The organism is Burkholderia sp. Bp8986 (assembly GCF_003854225.1).
Classification (GTDB): domain Bacteria; phylum Pseudomonadota; class Gammaproteobacteria; order Burkholderiales; family Burkholderiaceae; genus Burkholderia.
In genome coordinates this window covers 338131-363009 of the sequence record NZ_QTQM01000002.1, presented here as the reverse complement: position 1 = coordinate 363009, position 24879 = coordinate 338131, and the positions used below count along the sequence as shown (strand labels likewise).

The window sequence follows — 24879 nt, the reverse complement described above, 5'->3', positions numbered from 1 at the left end:
CGCAGGGCATGCGCATTTTCCGTTTCATCAAGATTGTCTACACCGTCATCCGCTTTGGCCTCGACGAAGTGATGCTGTCCCGGATCGACGACCGGCGCGTGAAGCTGCTGCTGCGGATCACGACGATCGGCCGCCGCTTTTCCGATCCGCCCGCCGTACGGCTGCGTCACGCGCTCGAAAGCCTCGGCCCGATCTTCGTGAAGTTCGGCCAAGTGCTGTCGACGCGCCGCGACCTGCTGTCGGTCGATTTCGCGAACGAACTCGCGAAGCTGCAGGACCAGGTGCCGCCGTTCGATTCCGCGGTGGCGATCGCGATCATCGAGAAGTCGCTCGGCGCGCCGGTCGACGAGCTGTTCGACGAATTCGAGCGCGAGCCGGTCGCGAGCGCGTCGATCGCGCAGGTGCATTTCGCGAAGCTGAAGCAGGGCGTGCACGCGGGCAAGGCCGTCGCGGTCAAGGTGCTGCGCCCGAACATGCTGCCGGTGATCGATTCCGACCTCGCGCTGATGCGCGACATCGCGACGTGGACGGAGCGCATGTGGGCCGACGGCCGGCGCCTGAAGCCGCGCGAAGTCGTCGCCGAATTCGACAAGTACCTGCACGACGAGCTCGACCTGATGCGCGAGGCCGCGAACGGCAGCCAGCTGCGCCGCAACTTCGCGGGCCTCGACCTGCTGCTCGTGCCCGAGATGTTCTGGGATTTCTCGACGTCGCAGGTGCTCGTGATGGAGCGCATGACCGGCGTGCCGATCAGCCAGGTCGAGACGCTGCGCGCGGCCGGCGTCGACATCAAGAAGCTCGCGCGCGAAGGCGTCGAGATCTTCTTCACGCAGGTGTTTCGCGATGGTTTCTTTCACGCGGACATGCACCCGGGCAACATCCAGGTGAGCCTCGATCCGAACACGTTCGGCCGCTATATCGCGCTCGATTTCGGGATCGTCGGCGCGTTGTCGGATTTCGACAAGAACTACCTCGCGCAGAACTTCCTCGCGTTCTTCAAGCGCGATTACCACCGCGTCGCGACGCTGCACCTCGAATCGGGCTGGGTGCCGCCCGAGACGCGCGTCGAGGAACTCGAGAGCGCGATCCGCGCGGTGTGCGAGCCGTATTTCGACCGCGCGCTGAAGGACATCTCGCTCGGCCAGGTGCTGATGCGCCTGTTCTCGACGTCGCGCCGCTTCAACGTCGAGATCCAGCCGCAGCTCGTGCTGCTGCAGAAGACGATGCTGAACGTCGAAGGGCTCGGCCGTTCGCTCGATCCCGAACTCGACCTGTGGAAGACCGCGAAGCCGTATCTCGAGCGCTGGATGACCGAGCAGATCGGCCTGCGCGGCTGGTACGAGCGCTTCAAGGTCGAGGCGCCGCAGTGGAGCAAGACGCTGCCGCAACTGCCGCGGCTGATCCACCACGCGATGGCGGCGCGCCACGATGCGCCGCGCGCGGCGAGCGAGGACCTGATGCGCCAGATCCTCATCGAGCAGAAACGAACCAACCGGCTGATGCAGGCATTGCTGATCTTCGGTCTTGCCGTCGGCGTCGGGGCGCTCGTCGCGCGCGTGCTGCTCGCGCTCGCGTACGGCGCGTGACCGAAGGGGCCGGAGCGATGTCCGAACCGAAACAACCGTCCGCGCCGAGCGCCGCCGATTTCGCGACGCGCGACCCCGGCAGTGCCGCGTTCTGGGACGAGCGTTTCGTGCGCGGCGTGACGCCGTGGGAATTCGGCGGCGTGCCGGACGGGTTTCGCGCGTTTGCGCAGCGGCACGAGCCGTGCGCGGTGCTGATCCCCGGCTGCGGCAGTGCGCAGGAAGCCGGCTGGCTCGCGCAGGCCGGCTGGCCCGTGCGCGCGATCGATTTCGCCGCGCAGGCGGTGGCGGCTGCGAAGGCGCAGCTCGGCGCGCACGCGGACGTCGTCGAGCAGGCCGATTTCTTCACGTACCGGCCGCCGTTCGACGTGCAGTGGGTGTACGAGCGCGCGTTCCTGTGCGCGCTGCCGCCGAGCCTGCGCGCCCGTTACGCGACGCGGATGGCCGAACTGCTGCCCGCCGGTGCGCTGCTGGCCGGGTATTTCTTCGTGACGAAGAAACCGAAAGGGCCGCCGTTCGGCATCGAGCGGGCCGAACTCGATGCGCTGCTCGCGCCGCACTTCGAGCTGATCGATGATCTGCCGGTGACCGATTCGCTGGCCGTGTTCGACGGAAACGAGCGCTGGCTCACATGGCGCCGTCGCTGAAGCCCGCGCGTCGCGGCCGTTGCCGGAGTGCGCCGGGGTTTCGGATATAATTCAAGGTTTTGCAAGCCGTTTCCAGTTTCTGCGGGAAAAATATCATGCCGATCTACGCCTATCGATGCGAAGCGTGCGGTTTCGCGAAGGACGTGCTCCAGAAGATGAGCGACGCGCCGCTGTCGCAGTGCCCCGAATGCGGGAAGGATGCTTTTCGCAAGCAGGTTACCGCCGCCGGCTTCCAGCTGAAGGGCTCCGGCTGGTATGTCACCGATTTCCGCGGTGGCTCGGGCGGCACCAGCGCGCCGGCGACGGCGTCCGGCGACACGGGCACGGCAGCACCGGCCGCCGCGGCGCCGGCGGCAGCCGCGCCCGCTGCGTCGGGTTCCGAAAGTACGACGACGAGCGCCGCGCCGGCCCCGGCCGCAGCGCCCGCCGCCGGCAGTTGACCGTCGCGGCCCGGCCGGGTCGCGACCAACCCGCGCTTCCGGCGCGGTTCATTGACGGCAGATGATGAAAAAGACGACCCTGAAAACGGTGTTTCTGACCGGCCTGCTGGTTCTCGTCCCGCTCGCGATCACGCTGTGGGTGCTCGGCCTCATCATCGGTACGATGGATCAGACGCTGCTGCTCCTGCCCGAATCGTGGCAGCCGGAGCGGATGCTCGGCTTCCATCTGCCGGGGATCGGCGCGGTGCTGACGCTCGCGTTCATCTTCGTCGTCGGGCTGGCGACGCAGAACTTCATCGGCCAGAAGCTCGTCACGTGGTGGAATGCGGTCGTGCGTCACATCCCGGTCGTCGGGCCGATCTACACGAGCGTCAAGCAGGTGTCGGACACGCTGCTGTCGAGCAGCGGCAATGCGTTCCGCAAGGCGCTCCTGATCGAATACCCGCGCCGCGGCTCGTATACGATCGCGTTTCTGACCGGCGCGCCCGGCGGCGACGTGGTCAACCATCTGACGGAAGAGTACGTGAGCGTGTACGTGCCCACGACGCCGAACCCGACGTCGGGCTTCTTCCTGATGCTGCCGAAGAGCGAAGTCATCGAACTCGACATGTCGGTCGATGCCGCGCTCAAGTACATCGTCTCGATGGGCGTCGTGGCGCCTTCGGCGCCGGCTCCGGCGCCCGCCCGCCGTCCCGTCGAGCCGCCGCTGTAAGTAAAGAATCATCGCCCGGGCCGCGCGTTGCGGCGCCCGTTGATCAAACCGAACGAAAGCAAACATCATGTCGATGCGTACTGAATACTGCGGTCTCGTGACCGAACACCTGCTGGGCCAAACCGTGTCGCTGTGCGGCTGGGTGCAGCGCCGCCGCGATCACGGCGGTGTGATCTTCATCGACCTGCGCGATCGTGAAGGCCTCGTGCAGGTGGTGTGCGACCCCGATCGCGCGGAAATGTTCGCGACCGCCGAAGGCGTGCGCAACGAGTTCTGCGTGCAGATCAAGGGTCTCGTGCGCAACCGTCCGGAAGGCACGGTCAACGCCGGCCTGAAGAGCGGCAAGATCGAAGTGCTGTGTCATGAGCTGATCGTGCTGAACGCGTCGGTCACGCCGCCGTTCCAGCTCGACGACGACAACCTGTCGGAAACGACGCGCCTCACGCACCGCGTGCTCGACCTGCGCCGTCCGCAGATGCAGCACAACCTGCGCCTGCGCTACCGTGTCGCGATCGAAGCGCGCAAGTACCTCGACGAGCAGGGCTTCATCGACATCGAAACGCCGATGCTGACGAAGAGCACGCCGGAAGGCGCGCGCGACTACCTCGTGCCGTCGCGCGTGAACGCGGGCCAGTTCTTCGCGCTGCCGCAGTCGCCGCAGCTGTTCAAGCAGCTGCTGATGGTCGCGAACTTCGACCGTTACTACCAGATCACCAAGTGCTTCCGCGACGAAGACCTCCGCGCCGATCGTCAGCCGGAATTCACGCAGATCGACTGCGAAACGTCGTTCCTCGGCGAGCAGGAAATCCGTGACCTGTTCGAAGACATGATCCGTCACATCTTCAAGACGACGATCGACGTCGAACTCGACGCGAAATTCCCGCTGATGCCGTACTCGGAAGCGATGGCGCGCTTCGGCTCGGACAAGCCGGACCTGCGCGTGCAGCTCGAATTCACCGAGCTGACCGACGCGATGAAGGACGTCGACTTCAAGGTGTTCAGCACGCCGGCCAACGCGAAGGACGGCCGTGTCGCGGCGCTGCGCGTGCCGAAGGGCGGCGAGCTGTCGCGCGGCGACATCGACGGCTACACGGAATTCGTGCGCATCTACGGCGCGAAGGGCCTCGCGTGGATCAAGGTCAACGAAAAGGCGAAGGGCCGCGACGGCCTGCAAAGCCCGATCGTCAAGAACCTGCACGACGCCTCGATCGCGGCGATCCTCGAGCGCACCGGCGCTGAAGACGGCGACATCATCTTCTTCGCGGCCGACCGCGCGAAGGTCGTCAACGACAGCCTCGGCGCGCTGCGCCTGAAGATCGGCCATTCGGAATTCGGCAAGGCGAACGGTCTCGTCCAGGCCGGCTGGAAGCCGCTGTGGGTCGTCGACTTCCCGATGTTCGAATACGACGACGAAGACGCGCGCTACGTCGCGGCACACCACCCGTTCACCAGCCCGAAGGACGAACACCTCGAGTACCTCGAGACCGACCCGGGCCGTTGCCTCGCGAAGGCCTACGACATGGTGCTGAACGGCTGGGAAATCGGCGGCGGCTCGGTGCGTATCCACCGCGAGGAAGTGCAGAGCAAGGTGTTCCGCGCGCTGAAGATCGGCGCGGAGGAAGCGCAACTGAAGTTCGGCTTCCTGCTCGACGCGCTGCAGTACGGCGCGCCGCCGCACGGCGGTATCGCGTTCGGTCTCGACCGCATCGTCACGATGATGGCCGGTGCCGACTCGATCCGCGACGTGATCGCGTTCCCGAAGACGCAGCGTGCGCAGGATCTGCTCACGCAGGCGCCGAGCCCGGTCGACGAGCGTCAGCTGCGCGAACTGCACATCCGTCTGCGTCAGCCGGAACAGCCGAAGGCGTAACGCTTGTCAACGATCGTGTGCGCGGCGACGCGCGCACGACGCCCAACGAAGAAGGCGCCTGGTGCGCCTTTTTCGCTTTTTGCGGTACAGTCGCAGCACTTGCCGCACGTTCGGGCACAGGCCCGACGCACGGCCCTGTGCCGCATGAAACCAAGATGACGAAGCCGCCGAAAATCCCCGAATCCGTTCTCGTCGTGATCTACACGCCCGAACTCGACGTGCTGGTGATCAAGCGTGCCGACCAGCCCGATTTCTGGCAATCGGTGACCGGGTCGAAGGACGCGCCCGACGAGCCGCTCGCGCTCACGGCCGCACGCGAAGTCGCCGAGGAAACCGGCATCGCGGTCGGGTCGCACGACGTGCCGGCCACCGCGCTGGTCGACTGGCACCACCGGATCGAATACGCGATCTATCCGCAATACCTGCATCGCTATGCGCCGGGCGTCACGCGCAACGTCGAGCACTGGTTCGGCCTGTGCGTGCCGCATCGCGTCGACGTGACGCTGTCGCCGCGCGAGCACGTCGACTACGCGTGGCTGCCGTTCCGCGAAGCGGCCGCGCGCTGCTTCTCGCCGTCGAATGCCGAGGCGATCCTGCAATTGCCCGTGCGCGTGTCGCTCGCGCGGGCACCGCACGGCTCGTCCGCATGAATGCGGAAACCCGCAAGCGCTTCGCGCAATTGCGGCAGATGTTCCTGCAGGAGCGCGGCTCCGCGTCGCGGCTCGCGTTCACGGCCGGCAACACGGTACGGCTCTGCGAGACCGGCAACGAATTCTTCCACGCGCTGATCGAACGGATCGATGCGGCGCGCGAGCAGGTGATGCTCGAAACCTACATCTTCTGCGACGATGCGGCCGGCCGGCCGGTGTCGGATGCGCTGATCCGCGCGGCGCAGCGCGGCGTGCGCGTGCGCGTGATCACCGACGGCATCGGCACCGCGCGCCTGCCGCTGTTCGACACGTGGGCCGAGGCCGGCGTCGAGCATTGCATCTACAACCGCTACCTGTTCGGCCGCTTCGGCTTCTCGCGCACGCACCGCAAGCTCGCGGTGATCGATCATGCGGTCGCGTTCTGCGGTGGCATCAACATCGTCGACGACTTCACGCAGGGCAGCGCAACGCTGCCGTTTCCGCGCTGGGATTTCGCGGTCGAGATGGCGGGGCCGGCGGTGTCGGACGTGCGCGCCGCGTTCGAGCTGCAGTGGCACCGGATCCAGTTCGGCCACAAGCCGTACGCGCAGTACGCGGCGGGGCTGCACGGCGGCGAGGCGTTTCCGGACATGTTCCGGCGCTGGATGCGCAGCCACCGCTGGATCAAGGCCGGTGCGCTGCGGGTCGTGACCGAGCCGAGCGTCGCGTTCGTCGCGCGCGACAACGTCGTGAACCGCCGCGCGATCGAGAAGGCGTATCTCGCCGCGATTGGCCAGGCGCGCCAGCGGATCCTGCTCGCGAATCCGTACTTCATGCCGGGCCGCAAGCTGCGCCGCGCGCTGACCGGCGCGGCACGTCGCGGCGTCGACGTGCGGATCCTGATCGGCCGCAAGGAATTCGCGGCGCTCGATACGGCCGTGCCGTTCCTGTATCACGCGCTGCTGCGCGCGGGCGTGCGCGTGGCGGAATACGACAAGACGATGCTGCACGGCAAGGTGGCCGTGATCGACGACAACTGGGCGACCGTCGGCTCGTCGAACCTGGACGCGCTGAGCCTGATGCTGAACAATGAGGCGAACGTCGTGCTGGTGCGCTACGATGCGGTCACGAACCAGCTGCGCGACGCGATCGCGGCCGCCTTCTCCGAAGGCCGCGAAATCGATGCCGCCCGGTACGCCGCACGGCCGCGCATCGAGCGTATGCTGAACTGGCTCGCATACAACACGTACCGCCTCGTGATGAAGGCGCTGACGGTCGGCGGTTACGACTGACACGGATTCAGCATCCGCTTCATCAATCTGTCCGCACGTTCGTGCGGAAAAGCCGCTCCGGTCCTCCGGAATCGCGCAAAATAGCGGCTCGGTTAGACACCGGTTTCTAATAATTTCCTTGTTTTCGCGAGCGGCCGCACTCAATAATAGTACGGCCGTTCGATTTTATTCGAACCCCCGAACGGTTACAGAAATAGCTATGCGAAAAGGCGAACAGACGCGTGCCGCGATACTCGAAGCTGCTTTGGACCTCGCCAGCCGTGACGGGCTGGAGGGGCTGACGATCGGCCTGCTGGCCGAGCGCATGCAGATGAGCAAGAGCGGTGTGTTCGCGCACTTCGGATCGCGCGAGGACCTGCAGGTCGAGGTCGTCCGCGAGTATCACCATCGTTTCGAGAACGAGGTGTTCTTTCCGAGTCTGCGCGAGCCGCGAGGCTTGCCGCGCCTTCGGGCGATGCTGGCCCGCTGGACGGAGAAGCGCATCCAGGAGGTGACGACCGGATGCATCTACATCAGCGGTGCGGTCGAGTACGACGACCGGCCTGACAGCCCGGTACGCGAGCAGTTGATCGCGAGCGTGACGGCCTGGCGTGCCGCGATGCTGCGTGCCATTTCGCAGGCGAAGGAAGAAGGCCATCTGCGTGCGGATACCGATCCGGACCTGATGCTCTTCGAGCTGTACAGCTTCACGCTCGGCCTGCATCACGACGCACGATTCCTGCATTCGCCGGATGCCGTGCGCCTCACGTGGGCCGCGCTGGAAAAGACGATCGTTTCGTATCAGAGCGAGAGCCGTTAGCGGCGCGTGATCCGCCCGCCAGGAGCTCGAGCCGTTTGCCCACCTTTGGAGAGAGTCATGGGACAGTACGCCGCGCCGCTGCGCGACATGCAATTCGTGTTGCACGAGCTTCTGAATGTCGAGGCCGAGGTCAAGCAAATGCCGCGGCATGCGGACCTCGACGCCGACACGATCAACCAGGTCCTCGAGGAGGCGGGCAAGTTCTGCTCCGAGGTACTGTTCCCGCTGAACCAGGTCGGCGACCGCGAAGGCTGCACGTATGAAGGCGACGGCGTCGTGAAGACCCCGACCGGCTTCAAGGAAGCGTATCGGCAGTACGTCGAGGCCGGCTGGCCGGCGCTCGGCTGCGATCCGGACTACGGCGGCCAGGGCCTGCCCGCGTTCGTGAACAACGCGCTCTACGAAATGCTGAACTCGGCGAACCAGGCATGGACGATGTATCCGGGCCTGTCGCACGGCGCGTACGAATGCCTGCACGCGCACGGCGCGCCGGAACTCCAGAAACAGTATCTGCCGAAGCTCGTGTCGGGCGAATGGACGGGCACGATGTGCCTGACCGAGCCGCACTGCGGCACCGACCTCGGCATCCTGCGCACCAAGGCCGAACCGAACGGCGACGGCTCGTACTCGATCAGCGGCACGAAGATCTTCATCTCGAGCGGCGAGCACGACATGTCGAAGAACATCGTCCACCTCGTGCTCGCGCGCCTGCCGGACGCGCCGCAAGGTACGAAGGGGATCTCGCTGTTCATCGTGCCGAAGTTCATTCCGGACGCCGCGGGCGAGCCGGGCGAGCGCAACGGCATCAAGTGCGGCTCGATCGAACACAAGATGGGCATCCACGGCAACTCGACGTGCGTGATGAACCTCGACAACGCGAAGGGCTGGATGGTCGGCGAGCCGAACAAGGGCTTGAACGCGATGTTCGTGATGATGAACGCCGCGCGTCTGGGCGTCGGCATGCAGGGCCTGGGCCTCACGGAAGTCGCGTACCAGAACTCGCTGACGTACGCGAAGGAACGCCTGCAGATGCGCTCGCTGACGGGCCCGAAGGCACCGGACAAGCCGGCCGATCCGATCATCGTGCACCCGGACGTGCGCCGCATGCTGCTCACGCAGAAGGCCTACGCGGAAGGCGCGCGCGCGTTCACTTACTGGTCCGCGCTGCAGATCGACAAGGAGCTGTCGCACGGTGACGAAGCGGTGCGCAAGGAAGCGGCCGACCTCGTCGCGCTGCTCACGCCGATCATCAAGGCGTTCCTGACCGACAACGCGTTCGAGTCGACCAACCACGCGATGCAGATCTACGGCGGCCACGGCTTCATCTCCGAGTGGGGCATGGAGCAGTACGTGCGCGACGCGCGGATCAACATGATCTACGAAGGCACGAACTCGATCCAGTCGCTCGACCTGCTGGGCCGCAAGGTGCTCGGCGACATGGGCGCGAAGCTGAAGAAGTTCGGCAAGCTCGTCACCGAATTCGCGGAAGCCGAAGGCGTGAAGCCGGAGATGGCCGAGTTCATCAACCCGCTCGCCGACATCGGCGACAAGGTGCAGAAGCTGACGATGGAAATCGGCATGAAGGCGATGCAGAACCCGGACGAAGTCGGCGCCGCCGCCGTGCCGTACCTGCGCACCGTCGGCCACCTGGTGTTCTCGTACTTCTGGGCGCGCATGGCGCGTCTTGCGCTCGACAAGGAAGCGTCGGGCGACCCGTTCTACAAGTCGAAGCTCGCGACGGCCCGCTTCTATTTCGCGCGTCTGCTGCCCGAAACGGCCGCGACGATCCGCGCCGCGCGCGCCGGTTCGAAGACGCTGATGGAAGTCGACGAATCGCTGTTCTGACGCGAGTCCGGGCGGTGCGCGCCGCGCGCCGCCCGAACCCAACGGTTCCTGGTACTCACTTCGCCGTGCAGCCCTCACAACCCGCGCTGCACGACACTATCCGGAGACATCCCGTGAGCAATTTCCTGATTCGCAAGGTCGCCGTGCTGGGCGCCGGCGTGATGGGCGCGCAGATCGCCGCGCACCTCGTCAACGCGCGCGTGCCGGTGCTGCTGTTCGACCTGCCGGCCAAGGAAGGCCCGAAAAACGCGATCGCGCTGAAGGCGATCGAAAACCTGAAGAAGCTGTCGCCCGCGCCGTTCGGCGTGAAGGACGACGCGAAATACCTCGAAGCCGCGAACTACGAGGACGACATCGCGAAGCTCGCCGAGTGCGACGTCGTGATCGAAGCGATCGCCGAGCGGATGGACTGGAAGCACGACCTGTACAAGAAGGTCGCGCCGCACATCGCTTCGCACGCGATCTTCGCGACCAACACGTCTGGCCTGTCGATCACCAAGCTGTCCGAAGGATTCTCGGACGAGCTGAAGTCGCGCTTCTGCGGCGTGCACTTCTTCAACCCGCCGCGCTACATGCACCTCGTCGAGCTGATCCCGACCGCGCACACGCGTCCGGAGATCCTCGACCAGCTCGAAACCTTCCTGACGAGCATCGTCGGCAAGGGCGTCGTGCGCGCGAAGGACACGCCGAACTTCATCGCGAACCGCGTCGGCATCTTCTCGATCCTCGCGGTGATCACCGAGGCCGCGAAGTTCGGCCTGCGTTTCGACGAGGTCGACGACCTGACGGGCAGCCGCCTCGGCCGCGCGAAGTCGGCGACGTTCCGCACCGCGGACGTGGTCGGCCTCGACACGATGGCGCACGTGATCAAGACGATGCAGGACAACCTTGCCGACGATCCGTTCTTCCCGGTCTACCAGACGCCCGCCGTGCTCGCCGAACTGGTGAAGCAGGGCGCGCTCGGCCAGAAGACGGGCGGCGGTTTCTACAAGAAGGAAGGCAAGGCGATCAAGGTGCTCGACGCGAAGACGGGCACCTACGTGGATTCGGGCGCGAAGGCGGACGAAACCGTCGGCCGCATCCTGAAGCGCCCGCCGGCGGAACGCCTGAAGCTGCTGCGCGAGACGGACCATCCGCATGCGCAGTTCCTGTGGTCGATCTTCCGCGACGTGTTCCACTACATCGGCGTGCATCTCGAGTCGATTGCCGACAACGCGCGCGACGTCGACCTCGCGATCCGCTGGGGCTTCGGCTGGAACGAAGGCCCCTTCGAAGGCTGGCAGGCCGCCGGCTGGAAGCAGGTCGCCGAATGGGTGCAGGAAGACATCGCGGCCGGCAAGGCGCTCGCGAACGTGCCGCTGCCGTCGTGGGTGCTCGAAGGCGCGGTTGCGGAGAAGGGCGGCGTGCACACGGCCGAAGGCTCGTGGGCGCCGGCGTCGAAGCGCTTCGTGCCGCGCTCGGACCTGGCCGTCTACGGCAAGCAGGTGTTCCGCGCGCCGCTCGTCGGCGAAGCCGGCGCCGATCCGAAGACGTACGGCAAGACGCTGTTCGAAACCGACGCGGTGCGCGCATGGGTCGATGATCGCGCAGGCGAGGACGACGTCGTGATCGTGTCGTTCAAGTCGAAGATGAACACGATCGGACCGAGCGTGATCGACGGCCTCGTGCAGGCGATCGAACTCGCGGAGAAGGATTACAAGGGCGTGGTGATCTGGCAGCCGACGTCGCTGAAGCTCGGCACGCCGGGCGGCCCGTTCTCGGCCGGCGCGAACCTCGAGGAGGCGATGCCCGCGTTCATGATGGGCGGCGCGAAGGGCATCGAGCCGTTCGTGAAGAAGTTCCAGGAAGGCATGCTGCGCGTGAAGTACGCTAACGTGCCGGTCGTCGCGGCCGTGTCGGGCATCGCGCTCGGCGGCGGGTGCGAGCTGATGCTGCACAGCGCGAAGCGCGTCGTGCACGTCGAGAGCTACATCGGTCTCGTCGAAGTGGGCGTCGGCCTCGTGCCGGCAGGCGGCGGCCTGAAGGAAGCGGCACTGCGCGCAGCGGACGCCGCAACGGCCGCGAACGCGACCACCGACATCCTGAAGTTCGTCACGAAGTCGTTCGAGAACGCGGCGATGGCGAAGGTGTCGTCGTCGGCGCACGATGCGCGTGCGATGGGCTACCTGAAGCCGTCCGACACGATCGTCTTCAACGTGTTCGAACTGCTCGACGCCGCGAAGAAGGAAGCGCGTGCGCTGGCCGCCGTCGGCTACCGCGCGCCGCTGCGCGCGAAGGACGTGCCGGTCGCAGGCCGCTCGGCGATCGCGACGATCAAGGCATCGCTCGTCAACATGCGTGACGGCCGCTTCATCAGCGACCACGACTACCTGATCGCGAGCCGCATCGCCGAAGCCGTGTGCGGCGGCGACGTCGAAGCCGGCAGCCTCGTCGACGAAGAGTGGCTGCTCGCGCTCGAGCGCCGCGCGTTCGTCGAGCTGCTCGGCACGCAGAAGACGCAGGAACGGATCATGGGCATGTTGCAGACCGGCAAGCCGGTGCGTAACTGAGCGAGCAGACGACAAGGAGTCTGAAATGAGCAAACAACTGCAAGACGCATACATCGTCGCCGCCAGCCGCACCCCGATCGGCAAGGCCCCGCGCGGTGTCTTCAAGAACACGCGCCCCGACGAGCTGCTGGTTCATGCGATCAAGTCGGCAGTCGCGCAGGTGCCCGGCCTCGACACGAAAGTGATCGAGGACGCGATCATCGGCTGTGCGATCCCGGAAGCCGAGCAGGGCCTGAACGTCGCCCGCATGGGCGCGCTGCTCGCCGGCCTGCCGCAGACGGTCGGCGGCGTGACGGTCAACCGCTTCTGCGCGTCGGGCATCACGGCGCTGGCGATGGCGGCGGACCGCATCCGCGTCGGCGAATCGGACGCGATCTTCGCGGGCGGCTGCGAATCGATGAGCATGGTGCCGATGATGGGCAACAAGCCGTCGATGTCGCCGCATATCTTCGATCGCAGCGAGGATTTCGGCATTGCGTACGGGATGGGCCTGACCGCCGAGCGCGTCGCCGAGCAGTGGAAGGTGAGCCGCGAAGACCAGGACGCATTCTCGGTCGAATCGCACCGCAAGGCGCTCGCCGCGCAGCAGGCCGGCGAGTTCGGCGACGAAATCGCCGCGTACACGATCACCGAGCGTTTCCCGAACCTCGCGACCGGTGAAATCGACGTGAAGATGCGCGAGATCAAGCTGGACGAAGGTCCGCGCGCGGATACGACGCTCGAAGGCCTCGCGAAGCTGCGCACGGTGTTCGCGAACAAGGGCTCGGTCACGGCCGGCAACAGCTCGCAGACGTCGGACGGCGCGGGCGCGCTGCTCGTCGTGTCGGAGAAGGTGCTCAAGGAATTCAACCTGACGCCGCTCGCGCGCTTCGTGAGCTTCGCGGTGCGCGGCGTGCCGCCGGAAATCATGGGCATCGGGCCGAAGGAAGCGATTCCGGCCGCGCTGAAGGCTGCCGGCTTGAAGCAGGACGATCTCGACTGGATCGAGCTGAACGAGGCATTCGCCGCGCAGTCGCTGGCGGTGATCCGCGATCTCGGCCTCGACCCGTCGAAGGTCAACCCGGTTGGCGGCGCGATCGCGCTCGGCCATCCGCTCGGCGCGACCGGCGCGATCCGCGCGGCGACCGTCGTGCACGGCCTGCGCCGCCGCAACCTGAAGTACGGGATGGTCACGATGTGCGTCGGCACCGGCATGGGTGCGGCGGGCATCATCGAACGCCTGTAAGCGGAGCGGGACAGTAGCGATCACGGTGCGCGAGCCACGAGCTTGCGCACCGTTTTTCATTCCGGAAGAGGAAAGTCAAAGGAGACGGTTGTGGCCGAAATTCAAGTGGAACGCGCCGACGGCGTGCTGACGATCACGATCGCGCGCCCGGCGAAGAAGAACGCGCTGACGGCGGCGATGTACCAGACGATGGCCGATGCGCTCGCCGACGCGCAGGAAGACAAGGCGATCCGCGTGATCCTGCTGCGCGGCAGCGACGGCAACTTCAGCGCGGGGAACGATCTCGAGGATTTCCTGAAGACGCCGCCGAAGGACGAGAACGCTTCGGTATTCCAGTTCCTCGCGCGGATCAGCGGCGCGACCAAGCCGATCGTGGCCGCGGTGCCGGGCGTCGCGGTCGGCGTCGGCGTGACGATGCTGCTGCACTGCGATCTCGTCTACGCGGCCGACACCGCGACGTTCTCGCTGCCGTTCGCGCAGCTCGGGCTGTGCCCGGAAGCCGCATCGAGCGTGCTGCTGCCGCGGCTGGCCGGCCATCAGGTCGCCGCTGAAAAGCTGCTGCTCGGAGAAGCGTTCGACGCGCTGGAAGCGCATCGCATCGGCATCGTCAATCGCGTGCTGCCGGCCGCCGAACTCGACGCATTCGCGGCGAAGCAGGCCGCGAAGCTCGCGGCACTGCCGGCGTCGTCGCTGCGCGTGACGAAGGCGCTGCTGAAGGAGACGGGCGGGGTGGCCGTGGCCGCGCGGATGAGCGAGGAAGCCGGCCATTTCTCCGCGATGCTGCGTGCGCCGGAAGCGCGCGAGGCGATGACGGCGTTCTTCGAGAAGCGCAAGCCGGATTTCCGTCAGTTCGACTGATACGGGGCGCAGACGCTCCGTCGCGCCGGACGCCTTGGCCGTCTGGCGCGACAACGCTTGCGTCTGTGCGCCGCTCGTCGCTCGTCGCGTGGCGTGCGTTTGGTCCTCGTGGCCGACGCATCAATCGGCGGGTCGGCTCGATTCTGAATCGCCATGCGTTCGCGTGGTGTTCCTCGTTCCCCGCATCCGCTGCAGTTCCGCCGCCGAGACAGCCTCGCAATTCGCGCCGGCGCCCCTCATGTTGCGGCGCAGCGCCGTCATGCTTTCCGTCCCGTTAGTGCCTGCTATCCGCGACGCTTGAGGGAAGGCCCGGTGACCGTTTTGCCGCAGGCCATCGCCAGCCCTCAGCCCCAGCCTCAGCCTCAGCCTCAGCCTCAGCCTCAGCCTCAGCCCAGCCCAGCCCAGCCCAGCCTAGCCTAGCCTAGCCTAGCCTAGCCTAGCCCCAGCGCCCACCCCTCCGGGCAGTTCCGACTCACCTCGGCAAACCTTGTCCCCCGTCAAGTTGCACTGCGGCAATTTTCCGTACAGTTCGCGCACAGGTCGCCGCGGCCGGATGCGTCGCGCGATGGCGGCGTGCGGCCAGCGGTTCTTCTCAACGACAATCAGGCGAACGAACAATGATCGGACGAATCACCGGCGGGGCGCGTGCGGCACCCGTCATCGGGCTGCTGGCTGGACTCGCCGGATGCAGCGACCTTCACGTGCTCGATCCGAAGGGCGCGGTGGGCGTCGCGGAAAAATCGCTGATCGCGACAGCGACGTGGGCGATGCTGATCGTCGTCATTCCGGTGATCCTGCTCACGCTGTGGTTCGCATGGCGCTACCGCGCATCGAACCGCAACGCCGCCTACGCGCCGAACTGGTCGCATTCGACCGCGATCGAGGTCGTGATCTGGACGGTGCCGACGCTGATCATCCTGTTCCTCGGCGTGCTCACGTGGCGGACGACGCAGGAGCTCGACCCGTACAAGCCGATCGAATCGTCGGTCAAGCCGATCAATGTCGAGGTCGTCGCGCTCGACTGGAAGTGGCTGTTCATCTATCCGGAACTCGGCATCGCGTCGGTGAACCAGCTCGCGATTCCGGTCGGCACGCCGGTGAATTTCCGCATCACGTCCGACTCGGTGATGAACTCGTTCTTCATCCCGCAGCTTGGCAGCCAGGTCTATGCGATGGCCGGCATGCAGACGCGCCTGCACCTGATCGCCGACGAGGCGGGCGACTACGCAGGCGTGTCCGCCAACTACAGCGGCCGCGGCTTCTCCGACATGAAGTTCCGCACGCTCGCCGAGCCGCGCGAGCAGTTCGACGCGTGGGTGCGGAAGGTGAAGGCGTCGTCCGACCGGCTCGACATGACCGCGTACGGCACGGTCGCGCAGCCGGGCGAGAAGGCGCCCGTGCGCTATTTCTCGTCGGTCGACCCGAAGCTGTTCCACAACATCATCGCGAAATACAACAACGGCCACGTCCTCGACCCGAAGGACGCCGCCTGCACGACGAAGGGGTAACGCATGTTCGGAAAACTGACTCTTTCGGCGATCCCGTTCGATCAGCCCATCATCATGGGGGCGAGCGCCTTCATGGGGCTCGTCGTGCTGGGCATCGTCGCCGCGCTGACGGTCGCGGGCCGGTGGAAATGGCTGTGGAGCGAATGGCTGACGTCCGTCGATCACAAGAAGATCGGCGTGATGTACCTGGTCGTCGCGGTGCTGATGCTGCTGCGCGGCTTCGCGGACGCCGTGATGATGCGCCTGCAGCTCGCGCTCGCGTACAACGGTCCCGGCTACCTGCCGCCGCATCACTACGACCAGGTCTTCACCGCGCACGGCGTGATCATGATCTTCTTCATGGCGATGGCGCTGCTGGTCGCGTTCTTCAACCTGATCGTGCCGCTGCAGATCGGCGCGCGCGACGTCGCGTTCCCGTTCCTGAACTCGCTCTCCTTCTGGATGACGGCGGTCGCCGCGATCCTGATGAACGTTTCGCTCGTGATCGGCGAATTCGCGCAGACGGGCTGGCTCGCGTATCCGCCGCTGTCGGAGCTGCAGTTCAGCCCGGGCGTCGGGGTCGACTACTACCTGTGGGCGCTGCAGATCTCGGGCGTCGGGACGCTGATCACGTCGATCAACTTCTTCGTGACGATCATCAAGATGCGCGCGCCGGGCATGACGCTGATGAAGATGCCGGTGTTCACGTGGACCGCGCTCTGCTCGAACGTGCTGATCATGGCGACGTTCCCGATCCTGACCGTCGCGCTCGCGCTGCTCGGCCTCGATCGCTACCTCGACATGCATTTCTTCACCAACGAAGCCGGCGGCAACGCGATGCTGTACCTGAACCTGATCTGGGCGTGGGGGCATCCGGAGGTGTACATCCTCGTGCTGCCCGCGTTCGGCATCTATTCGGAAGTCATCGCGACGTTCGCGAAGAAGCCGCTGTTCGGCTACCGGACGATGGTCTATGCATCGTGCGTGATCATGGTGCTCGCGTTCCTCGTGTGGCTGCATCACTTCTTCACGATGGGCTCGGGGGCCGACGTCAACGCATTTTTCGGGATCATGACGATGGTCATCGCGATCCCGACCGGCGTGAAGATCTTCAACTGGCTGTTCACGATGTATCGCGGCCGCATCGAATTCACGGCGCCGGTGCTGTGGACGATCGGTTTCATGGTCACGTTCACGCTCGGCGGGATGACCGGCGTGATGATGGCGATTCCGGGCGCGGATTTCGTGCTGCACAACAGCCTGTTCCTGATCGCGCACTTCCACAACGCGATCATCGGCGGCGTCGTGTTCGGCTACTTCGCGGGCGTTCACTACTGGTTCCCGAAGGTGTTCGGCTTCCGGCTCGACGAGAAGTTCGGCAAGCGCGCGTTCTGGTGCTGGTTCCTCGGCTTCTACGCGTCGTTCGTGCCGCTGTACGTGCTCGGCTTCATGGGCATGACGCGCCGCCTGAACCACTACGACAACCCGGCATGGCATCCGTGGCTGGTCGCCGCCGCGTTCGGCGTCGCGCTGATCGCGATCGGCGTACTGTGCCAGGTCGCATCGGTGTGGGTCGGCTGGCGCAATCGCAACCAGCCGCAGTATCGCGACGCGACGGGCGACCCGTGGAACGGCCGCACGCTCGAATGGGCGACGTCGTCGCCGCCTGCCGTCTACAACTTCGCGGTGCTCCCGAACGTGCACGAACTCGACGAACTCGCGTATCGCAAGGCGAAGGGCCTCGGGCTCGGCCTCGGCAAGAACGTCAGGTACGAAGACATCCACATGCCGTCGAACACGAGCGCGGGCTTCTTCGTCGGCATCTTCAGCCTGCTGCTCGGCTTCGCGCTCGTCTGGCACATCTGGTGGCTCGCGATCGCCGCGCTCGTCGGCATCGTCGCGACGGTGGTGCTGTACAGCGCACAGGACAACGACGGCTATTACATTCCGGCGGATACCGTCCGCAAGATCGAGGAACAACGCGCGGGCGTGCGGATCGGCACGCCGGCGCCGGAAGTCGAACTGGAGACGAACTGATGTCGTATCAATCTCTCGCGGGCGCCGCCCGTCATCCGGCCGCGCACCACCATCCGCCGTCGCATTCGGTGTTCGGCTTCTGGCTGTACCTGATGACCGACTGCGTGATCTTCGCGTCGCTGTTCGCGACGTTCGCGGTGCTCGGCAACCAGTTCGCCGGCGGTCCGACCGCGAAGGACCTGTTCGACATTCCGGGTGTCGCGCTCGAGACGGCGGCGCTGCTGCTGTCGAGCATCACGTACGGGTTCGCGATGCTCGGCGCGCAGCGCCGCCGGCGCGGCGCGGTGTTCGTGTGGCTCGCGGTGACGTTCGTGCTGGGCGCCGCGTTCCTCGCGATGGAACTGCGCGAGTTCTCGCACCTGATCGCCCAGGGTGCGGGCCCGCAGCGCAGCGCATTCCTGTCGGCGTTCTTCGCGCTCGTCGGCACGCACGGGCTGCACGTGGCGGTCGGCCTGTTGTGGATGGTCGTGCTCGTCGTGCAGATCGCCCGCGGCCCCGGCATGACGGAGCGCGACGTCCGGCGCCTCACCTGCCTGAGCCTCTTCTGGCACTTCCTCGACATCGTCTGGATCTGCGTGTTCTCCTTCGTCTATCTCGCGAGCGTGATCTAAATGGCCCATTCGGAACTCATCCACCACGATGACGCGCACGGCACGGCCGGCGGCTACCTCGTCGGTTTCGTGCTGTCGGTGCTGCTGACGGCCGCGTCGTTCGGCCTCGTGATGGGCGGCATGCTGGCGCCGAAGGCGGCGATCATCGCGCTCGCGGGGCTCGCATTCGTGCAGATCGTCGTGCATCTCGTCTGCTTCCTGCACATGAACGCGTCGTCCAGCCAGCGCTGGAACGTGATGGCGTTCAGCTATACGGTGCTGACCGCGCTGATCCTGATCGTCGGGACGCTGTGGGTGATGCACAACGTCAGCATGAACATGATGTCGCGATAACCGGCCCGGGGCGCGGTTCGTCCCGTCCCGCTGCGCCGTGCGTGCCGCACGGCTCCTTTTCTTTCGGGCGTGCGAATCGCATGCCTTTCTGCATCATGGTCAACAACGATTCCCAGACACCGGTTCGCGCCGACGAGCCGATCCCGCACCGCAAGGTCATCCGCGCATGGCTCGTGCCGTTCGCCACGCGCGAGATCGTGCGCCCGATCCTGCTGCTCGTGCTCGACTACCTGTTGCTGTTCGCGGCGTTCGCCGGCGCGCTGCTGATTCCGTCGACGGTCGGCAAGATCGCCTGCGGGATGGCCGCCGGGTTCATCACCGGGCGACTGTTCATCATCGGGCACGATGCGTGCCATCAGAGCCTGACGCCCGACCGCCGGCTGAACCGCTGGCTCGGCCGCATCGCCTTCCTGCCGTCGCTGACGCCTTACAGCCTGTGGGAAGTCGGGCACAACGTCGTGCATCACGGCTATACGAACCTGAAGGGCTTCGATTTCGTGTGGGCGCCGCATACGCCGGCGGAATTCGCCGCGCTGTCGCCGGCGCGGCGGTGGCTGGATCGCATCTACCGGAGCGGATGGGCGCCGGGCCTCTACTATCTCGTCGAGATCTGGTGGCTGCGGATGTATTTCCCGACCCGGGGCTATATCGGTGCGTCGCGGCCGGTATTCCGGCGCGACTGCCTGCTGGTGACGGGCTTCGCGGCCGTGTGGATCGCCGCCGTCGTCGGGGTGGCGATCGAGACGCAGCAATCCGTCGCGCTGCTGCTCGCGACCGGCGTGCTCGTGCCGTTCCTGTTCTGGTGCTCGATGATCGGCTTCGTCGTGTATGTCCACCATACCGACCCGCGCATCGCATGGCACGCGAACCGCGCCGAATGGTCCAATGCTGCACCGTTCGTGTCGACCACGCTGCACCTGACGTTTCCGTTCGGTATCGGCGGCCTGCTGCACCACATCATGGAGCACACGGCGCATCACGTCGACATGAGCGTGCCGCTGTACCGGCTCAAGCCGGCGCAGGCGAAGCTGGAGGACATGCTGCCCGGGCGGATCGTCGTGCAGCGCTTCGGCTGGCGCTGGTACTTCGACACGGCCCGCCGCTGCAAGCTCTATGACACCGACCGCAAGCTCTGGACCGACTATCGCGGAAACGTGACGAGCGAGGCGGCGCCCGAGGTGCGCGCGCCGGCCGCGGCGGGCGCGCGGCAGGGGGCGGTTCCCGAAGCCGCGGGCAACGCGCCCGCTGCGACCGCTCAGGCGGTGCCGTAATCGACGTGGCCGGTTTCGCGGCAGAAGCTGACGAGCCGCAGGCCGGCCGCCTTTGCGATCTCGATCGCGAGCGACGACGGCGCGGAGATCGTCGCGACCATCGGAATGCCGACCCGCGCCGACTTGCGCACGAGCTCGTAGCTCGCGCGGCTCGACAGGAACACGAAGCCGTCGGTCGCGTCGGCGCGCGCCAGCACGAGCGCGCCGATCAGCTTGTCGAGCGCGTTGTGGCGGCCGACGTCCTCGAACGCCATTCGGATCGCGCCTGTTGCGTCGCACCACGCGGCCGCATGCAGGCCGCCGGTGAGCTGCGTGAGCGCCTGGTGCGCCGGCAGCCCGTGGGCCGCGCGCGCGAGCGCGTCGGGCGCGAGGCGCGTGAGAAAACCGGTGTCGGGTACGCGTTCGGGCGCGAGGTCGAGCAGGTCGATGCTTTCGATGCCGCACACGCCGCAGCCGGTACGCCCCGCGAGCGCGCGGCGCCGGTCCTTCAGCGCGGCGAACGCCTGCTGGACGACTTCCAGATGCACCTCCGCGTGCGGCAGCGGCGCGTCGGCGTGCAGGATCACGTCGATGTCCTTGATGTCGCTGCCGCGCTCGACGATCCCTTCCGAGATCGCGAAGCCGACCGCGAACGCCTCGAGGTCGCGCGGCGTGCACATCATCACCGCGTGCGAGATGCCGTTGAAGACCAGCGCGACCGGCCATTCCTGGCCGACGTAGTCGTGCGCGGTTTCGACGGCTCCGCCGCGCGTGCGGCGCACGGACAGCTCGATCGCGCCGCGCGGCTCTTCTGTTTCGGTCGGATTCACGAGCACTCCCGTTGATTCGAGGCAGGGGCGGCGGCGATCGGGTCCGCCGCTCGCGCGCAGAGGTTCTAAAATACCTCAGGCAGGCCGGCCGCGCCGGCATCCGCCACTCAGGTAACGACCATGGGACTCAGCGACGCTCCGCTGCTATTCAATTTCGAACACGATTCGTCGGAAAACCTCACGTACATCCCGATGATCGTGCGTTTCAATCTCGACCGTTTCGGTCTGCGGATTTCGCTGGAGCAGTGGCAACTGCTGCCGCTCGAGGACCGCAAGCTGCTCGCGCGCTTTCCGGCCGACGACGACACCGCGATCGAGCCCAATTTCGATCACGCGCTGTTCGAAATGCTGCGCACGCATGCCGACCTCGAACCGTCGTGGTTTCAGCCGGACGAGCAGCCGAGCTGGCGCGCGACCGACTCGGTGCCGGACGCGCTCGTGCAGCAGAGCGCGCTGGCCGGGCTGCCGGCACCCGCGCTCGCGCAGTGGCAGCGGCTCGCGCCGTTCCAGCGCTACGTGCTGGTGAAGCTGTCGCGCAAGCCGAAGCTCAATCACGACTTCGTGCCCGCGATGCGGGAGTTCGGGCTGACGGCCACGCACTGACGGGCCGGATGCGGCGCCGCCGCGCGGCGCGCATGCGTCGTTACAGCGGCGGCAGCTGACGCGGCTTGCGGTCGGGGCCGGTCGCGACGTAGGTGAGCGTCGCTTCGGTGACCTTCACGATTTCGCCCATCAGGCGCATGCGCTGCGCGTACACCTCGACGTCGACCGTGATCGACGTGTTGCCGGTGCGCATGATGGTCGCGTAGAAGCTCAGCAGGTCGCCGACGAACACCGGCTGCTTGAATACGAACGAATTGACCGCGACCGTCGCGACGCGGCCGTTCGCGCGCTGGCTCGCGGGGATCGAGCCGGCGATGTCGACCTGCGACATGATCCAGCCGCCGAACACGTCGCCGTGGACGTTCGCGTCGTGCGGTTGCGGGACGACGCGCAGCGCGGGCTGCTTTTGCGGGAGTTCGAGGGTCGAATCGGTCATGGCGGAGGCTTTCATCCTGTAATAAATGCGCCGCCGCGCGCAGGCCGGCCGGCGAGGGCGCCGGCAGCGGCGCGTAGCGGCTTCTGCGACAATACAACGTTCGCAAATTGTACGAGAAAGCGGGCGAGTCGGCCGCCGCGGCACGCGTGCGGCACCGCCGCCGATCCTGATCCCCATGCGCCGATATTCCGCTTCCGGCGAGCCCGCGCCGGCTCCGACCGGGCCCCGCAACGACTGGCAGACCATCCGGTCGCTGCTGCCGTACCTCGCTACCTACAAATGGCGCGTCGCGCTCGCGCTCGGCTGCCTGATCGGCGCGAAGGTCGCGAACCTCGGCGTGCCGGTCGTGATGAAGCGCATCGTCGATCACCTGTCCGCCGTGCAGCAGCTCACCGCGCTCGGCCGCGCGGAGCAGTCGGCCGGCATCGTGCTCGCCGGCGGCGTCGGTTTGCTGGTCATCGCCTATGCGCTCGTGCGGCTGTCGACGTCGCTGTTCACCGAGCTGCGCGAGATCCTGTTCTCGAAGGTCACCGAGAGCGCGGTGCGCCAGCTCGCGCTGCGGGTGTTCCGGCATCTGCACGGGCTGTCGCTGCGCTTCCATCTCGAACGCCAGACGGGCGGCATGTCGCGCGACATCGAGCGCGGCACGCGCGGCATCCAGCAACTGATTTCCTATTCGCTGTACAGCATCCTGCCGACGCTCGTCGAGGTCGGGCTCGTGCTCGGCTTCTTCGTGGTCAAGTACGAGGCGTATTACGCGTACGTGACGTTCGCGGCGCTGGTCACGTACATCGTGTTCACCGTGAAGGTCACCAACTGGCGCACGCACTTTCGCCGCACGATGAACGAGCTCGATTCGCGCGCGAACTCGCGGGCGATCGATTCGCTGATCAACTACGAGACGGTGAAGTACTTCGGCAACGAGGAGTGGGAGGCGCAGCGCTACGACGAGAACCTGAAGCGTTACCGCAAGGCCGCGATCCGTTCGCAGAACTCGTTGTCGGTGCTGAACTTCGGCCAGCAGGCGATCATCGGCACCGGGCTCGTGTTCATCCTGTGGCGCGCGACGCAGGGCGTGCTGGCCGGCAAGCTGACGCTCGGCGATCTCGTGCTGATCAACACGTTCATGCTGCAGCTCTACATTCCGCTGAATTTTCTCGGCGTCGTGTATCGCGAGCTGAAGCAGAGCCTCACCGACATGGACCGGATGTTCGGGTTGCTGTCGGCCGCGAAGGAAGTCGCGGATGCGCCCGACGCGAGGCCGCTTGCGGTGGCCGGCGCGCAGGTGCGCTTCGAGCACGTGAACTTCTCGTACGAAGCGTCGCGGCAGATCCTGCACGACGTGACGTTTACGATCGACGCGGGCACGACGACCGCGGTGGTCGGCCACAGCGGGTCCGGCAAGTCGACGCTGTCGCGGCTGCTGTTCCGCTTCTACGATCTCGACCGGCAGGCGGGCGGCGCGATCCGGATCGACGGCCAGGACATTCGCGACGTCACGCAGGACTCGCTGCGCGCGTCGATCGGGATCGTGCCGCAGGACACCGTGCTGTTCAACGACTCGATCTACTACAACATCGCGTACGGCCGGCCGACCGCGAGCCGCGACGAAGTGATCGCGGCCGCGCGCGCCGCGCACATCCACGACTTCATCGAGACCTTGCCGAAGGGCTATGACACGCCGGTCGGCGAGCGCGGGCTGAAACTGTCGGGCGGCGAGAAGCAGCGCGTCGCGATCGCGCGCACGCTGCTGAAGGATCCGCCGGTGCTGCTGTTCGACGAGGCGACGTCGGCGCTCGATTCGCGCTCGGAGCGCGCGATCCAGCACGAGCTCGACCAGATCGCGCGGCATCGCACGACGCTCGTGATCGCGCACCGGCTGTCGACGGTCGTGCACGCGCAGCAGATTCTCGTGATGGACCACGGGCGGATCGTCGAGCGCGGCACGCACGACGAACTCGTGCGCGCGGACGGGCTGTATGCGCAGATGTGGGCGCTGCAGCAGCAGCGCGCGGCGGCGGGCGGGGAAGCGGCCGAGGCCGCGTGAGCGTGGCTGCCGCGCCGGGTGGCCCGGGCGCGGTCAGCCGCGAAACGATCAGCCCGCGGCGGCGCGCAGCCGCGCGTCGAGTTCGCCGAGCTGCGCGGGCGTGCCGACGTTCTCCCAGATTCCTTCATACAATTCGCCGCTCGCGCGGCCGGCCTCGATGGTCGCCTTGAAGTAGGGCGTGAGCGGCCGGTGCGTGCCGGGCACGATGTCGCGGAACATCCGCGTGTCGTACACGCCGATGCTGCCGAACGTGACGCGCGGGGCGCCGGCGAGCGCCAGCCGGCCGTCGTCGCGGAGCACGAAATCGCCGTCCGGATGGAACGGCGGGTTCGGCACCATCACGAGATGCATCGCGGGCGCATCGAGCGCGGCCATCTGCGCGGCGCGCGGCGCGAGCGTCCGGTAGTCGAACGCGCAGTACACGTCGCCCGCGACCGCCGCGAACACCGTCGGCCGGCCATCGCGCTCGATGAGCGGCAGCGCCTGCGCGATCCCGCCGGCGGTTTCCAGCGCGTCGCCTTCGGCCGAGTACGCGAGCCGCACGCCCCAGCGCGAACCGTCGCCGAGCGTTGCCTCGAGCTGTTCGCCGAGCCACGCGTGGTTGATCACGATCGTCTCGATGCCCGCACGCGCGAGCGCCTCGATCTGCCAGACGATCAGCGGCTTGCCGCCGGCTTCGAGCAGCGGTTTCGGGCGGGTATCGGTCAGCGGGCGCATCCGGTCGCCGCGGCCGGCGGCGAAGATCATCGCCGTGGTCAGGGTAGTGCTCATGTTCGGCTGAGGGGAAGGACGGTGA

22 protein-coding genes are annotated in these 24879 nt (G+C 66.6%); 19 read left to right on the top strand and 3 right to left on the bottom strand.

Features of this window, described 5'->3' with window-relative positions; all coding sequences use genetic code 11:
- Positions 1-8: 8 nt before the first annotated feature.
- The 17 genes from ubiB to DID99_RS03530 all read left to right on the top strand — a co-directional run bounded on the left by ubiB (position 9) and on the right by DID99_RS03530 (position 20188).
- Complete coding sequence (gene ubiB / locus DID99_RS03610; RefSeq protein WP_044846835.1) at positions 9-1586, top strand: ubiquinone biosynthesis regulatory protein kinase UbiB; 1578 nt, start codon at positions 9-11, stop codon at positions 1584-1586.
- 17 nt (positions 1587-1603) lie between these two features.
- A complete protein-coding gene (locus DID99_RS03605; RefSeq protein ID WP_124666073.1) occupies positions 1604-2230 on the top strand; it encodes an SAM-dependent methyltransferase in 627 nt (208 codons plus the stop codon).
- Positions 2231-2325: 95 nt separating this feature from the next.
- The gene (locus DID99_RS03600; protein ID WP_044846833.1) at positions 2326-2670 is read left to right on the top strand and encodes an FmdB family zinc ribbon protein; all 345 of its coding nucleotides are present in this window, start codon (positions 2326-2328) and stop codon (positions 2668-2670) included.
- Between the two features lie 61 nt (positions 2671-2731).
- Positions 2732-3382, top strand: coding sequence for a DUF502 domain-containing protein (locus tag DID99_RS03595; protein ID WP_027785397.1), 651 nt, complete (start codon positions 2732-2734; stop codon positions 3380-3382).
- 67 nt (positions 3383-3449) lie between these two features.
- On the top strand, positions 3450-5252 hold the full coding sequence (gene aspS / locus DID99_RS03590; protein ID WP_124666072.1) for an aspartate--tRNA ligase: 1803 nt from the start codon (positions 3450-3452) through the stop codon (positions 5250-5252).
- A 155-nt stretch (positions 5253-5407) separates the two neighbouring features.
- Positions 5408-5902, top strand: coding sequence for a dihydroneopterin triphosphate diphosphatase (nudB, locus tag DID99_RS03585; RefSeq protein ID WP_044846843.1), 495 nt, complete (start codon positions 5408-5410; stop codon positions 5900-5902).
- On the top strand, positions 5899-7173 hold the full coding sequence (gene clsB, locus DID99_RS03580) for a cardiolipin synthase ClsB (RefSeq protein WP_124666071.1): 1275 nt from the start codon (positions 5899-5901) through the stop codon (positions 7171-7173). The genes nudB and clsB overlap by 4 nt, the downstream gene beginning before the upstream one ends.
- Before the next feature lie 199 nt (positions 7174-7372).
- Positions 7373-7972 carry a TetR/AcrR family transcriptional regulator gene (locus DID99_RS03575; RefSeq protein ID WP_006751498.1) on the top strand — a complete coding sequence of 200 codons (600 nt, stop codon included), beginning with the start codon at positions 7373-7375 and terminating at the stop codon, positions 7970-7972.
- 57 nt (positions 7973-8029) lie between these two features.
- Positions 8030-9817: an acyl-CoA dehydrogenase C-terminal domain-containing protein gene (locus DID99_RS03570; RefSeq protein ID WP_044846830.1), complete on the top strand. Its 1788-nt coding sequence runs from the start codon at positions 8030-8032 to the stop codon at positions 9815-9817.
- Between the two features lie 113 nt (positions 9818-9930).
- Positions 9931-12366 carry a 3-hydroxyacyl-CoA dehydrogenase/enoyl-CoA hydratase family protein gene (locus DID99_RS03565; protein WP_124666070.1) on the top strand — a complete coding sequence of 812 codons (2436 nt, stop codon included), beginning with the start codon at positions 9931-9933 and terminating at the stop codon, positions 12364-12366.
- A gap of 25 nt (positions 12367-12391) precedes the next feature.
- Positions 12392-13591, top strand: a complete 1200-nt coding sequence (locus DID99_RS03560) for an acetyl-CoA C-acyltransferase (RefSeq protein WP_124488608.1) — start codon at positions 12392-12394, stop codon at positions 13589-13591.
- A 90-nt stretch (positions 13592-13681) separates the two neighbouring features.
- Positions 13682-14449 carry an enoyl-CoA hydratase gene (locus DID99_RS03555; RefSeq protein ID WP_044846827.1) on the top strand — a complete coding sequence of 256 codons (768 nt, stop codon included), beginning with the start codon at positions 13682-13684 and terminating at the stop codon, positions 14447-14449.
- Between the two features lie 617 nt (positions 14450-15066).
- Positions 15067-15957 (top strand): ubiquinol oxidase subunit II, encoded by an 891-nt coding sequence (gene cyoA / locus DID99_RS03550; protein ID WP_124666069.1) that lies wholly within the window; start codon positions 15067-15069, stop codon positions 15955-15957.
- Between the two features lie 3 nt (positions 15958-15960).
- Complete coding sequence (gene cyoB, locus DID99_RS03545) at positions 15961-17973, top strand: cytochrome o ubiquinol oxidase subunit I (RefSeq protein WP_124488610.1); 2013 nt, start codon at positions 15961-15963, stop codon at positions 17971-17973.
- On the top strand, positions 17973-18584 hold the full coding sequence (gene cyoC / locus DID99_RS03540) for a cytochrome o ubiquinol oxidase subunit III (RefSeq protein WP_124570709.1): 612 nt from the start codon (positions 17973-17975) through the stop codon (positions 18582-18584). The genes cyoB and cyoC overlap by 1 nt, the downstream gene beginning before the upstream one ends.
- Positions 18585-18917, top strand: coding sequence for a cytochrome o ubiquinol oxidase subunit IV (gene cyoD, locus DID99_RS03535; RefSeq protein ID WP_124488612.1), 333 nt, complete (start codon positions 18585-18587; stop codon positions 18915-18917).
- Positions 18918-19012: 95 nt separating this feature from the next.
- Entirely contained in the window at positions 19013-20188 is a 1176-nt protein-coding gene (locus DID99_RS03530) for a fatty acid desaturase (RefSeq protein WP_124521103.1), read from the top strand.
- On the opposite strand, the gene fdhD is transcribed toward DID99_RS03530, so the two are convergent.
- Positions 20173-21003, bottom strand: coding sequence for a formate dehydrogenase accessory sulfurtransferase FdhD (gene fdhD / locus DID99_RS03525; protein ID WP_124488613.1), 831 nt, complete (start codon positions 21001-21003; stop codon positions 20173-20175). The two genes, DID99_RS03530 and fdhD, sit on opposite strands and share 16 nt — an antisense overlap.
- 114 nt (positions 21004-21117) lie before the next feature.
- Between fdhD and DID99_RS03520 the strand changes: the two genes are divergently transcribed.
- A complete protein-coding gene (locus DID99_RS03520; protein WP_044846821.1) occupies positions 21118-21600 on the top strand; it encodes a nitrate reductase associated protein in 483 nt (160 codons plus the stop codon).
- 40 nt (positions 21601-21640) lie between these two features.
- On the opposite strand, the gene DID99_RS03515 is transcribed toward DID99_RS03520, so the two are convergent.
- The gene (locus DID99_RS03515) at positions 21641-22036 is read right to left on the bottom strand and encodes an acyl-CoA thioesterase (RefSeq protein ID WP_027789162.1); all 396 of its coding nucleotides are present in this window, start codon (positions 22034-22036) and stop codon (positions 21641-21643) included.
- A 175-nt stretch (positions 22037-22211) separates the two neighbouring features.
- Between DID99_RS03515 and DID99_RS03505 the strand changes: the two genes are divergently transcribed.
- The gene (locus tag DID99_RS03505; protein ID WP_124666068.1) at positions 22212-24083 is read left to right on the top strand and encodes an ABC transporter ATP-binding protein/permease; all 1872 of its coding nucleotides are present in this window, start codon (positions 22212-22214) and stop codon (positions 24081-24083) included.
- 48 nt (positions 24084-24131) lie between these two features.
- Here DID99_RS03505 and murU read toward each other — a convergent pair whose 3' ends face one another.
- A complete protein-coding gene (gene murU, locus DID99_RS03500; RefSeq protein ID WP_124488615.1) occupies positions 24132-24854 on the bottom strand; it encodes an N-acetylmuramate alpha-1-phosphate uridylyltransferase MurU in 723 nt (240 codons plus the stop codon).
- Positions 24855-24879: the final 25 nt, after the last annotated feature.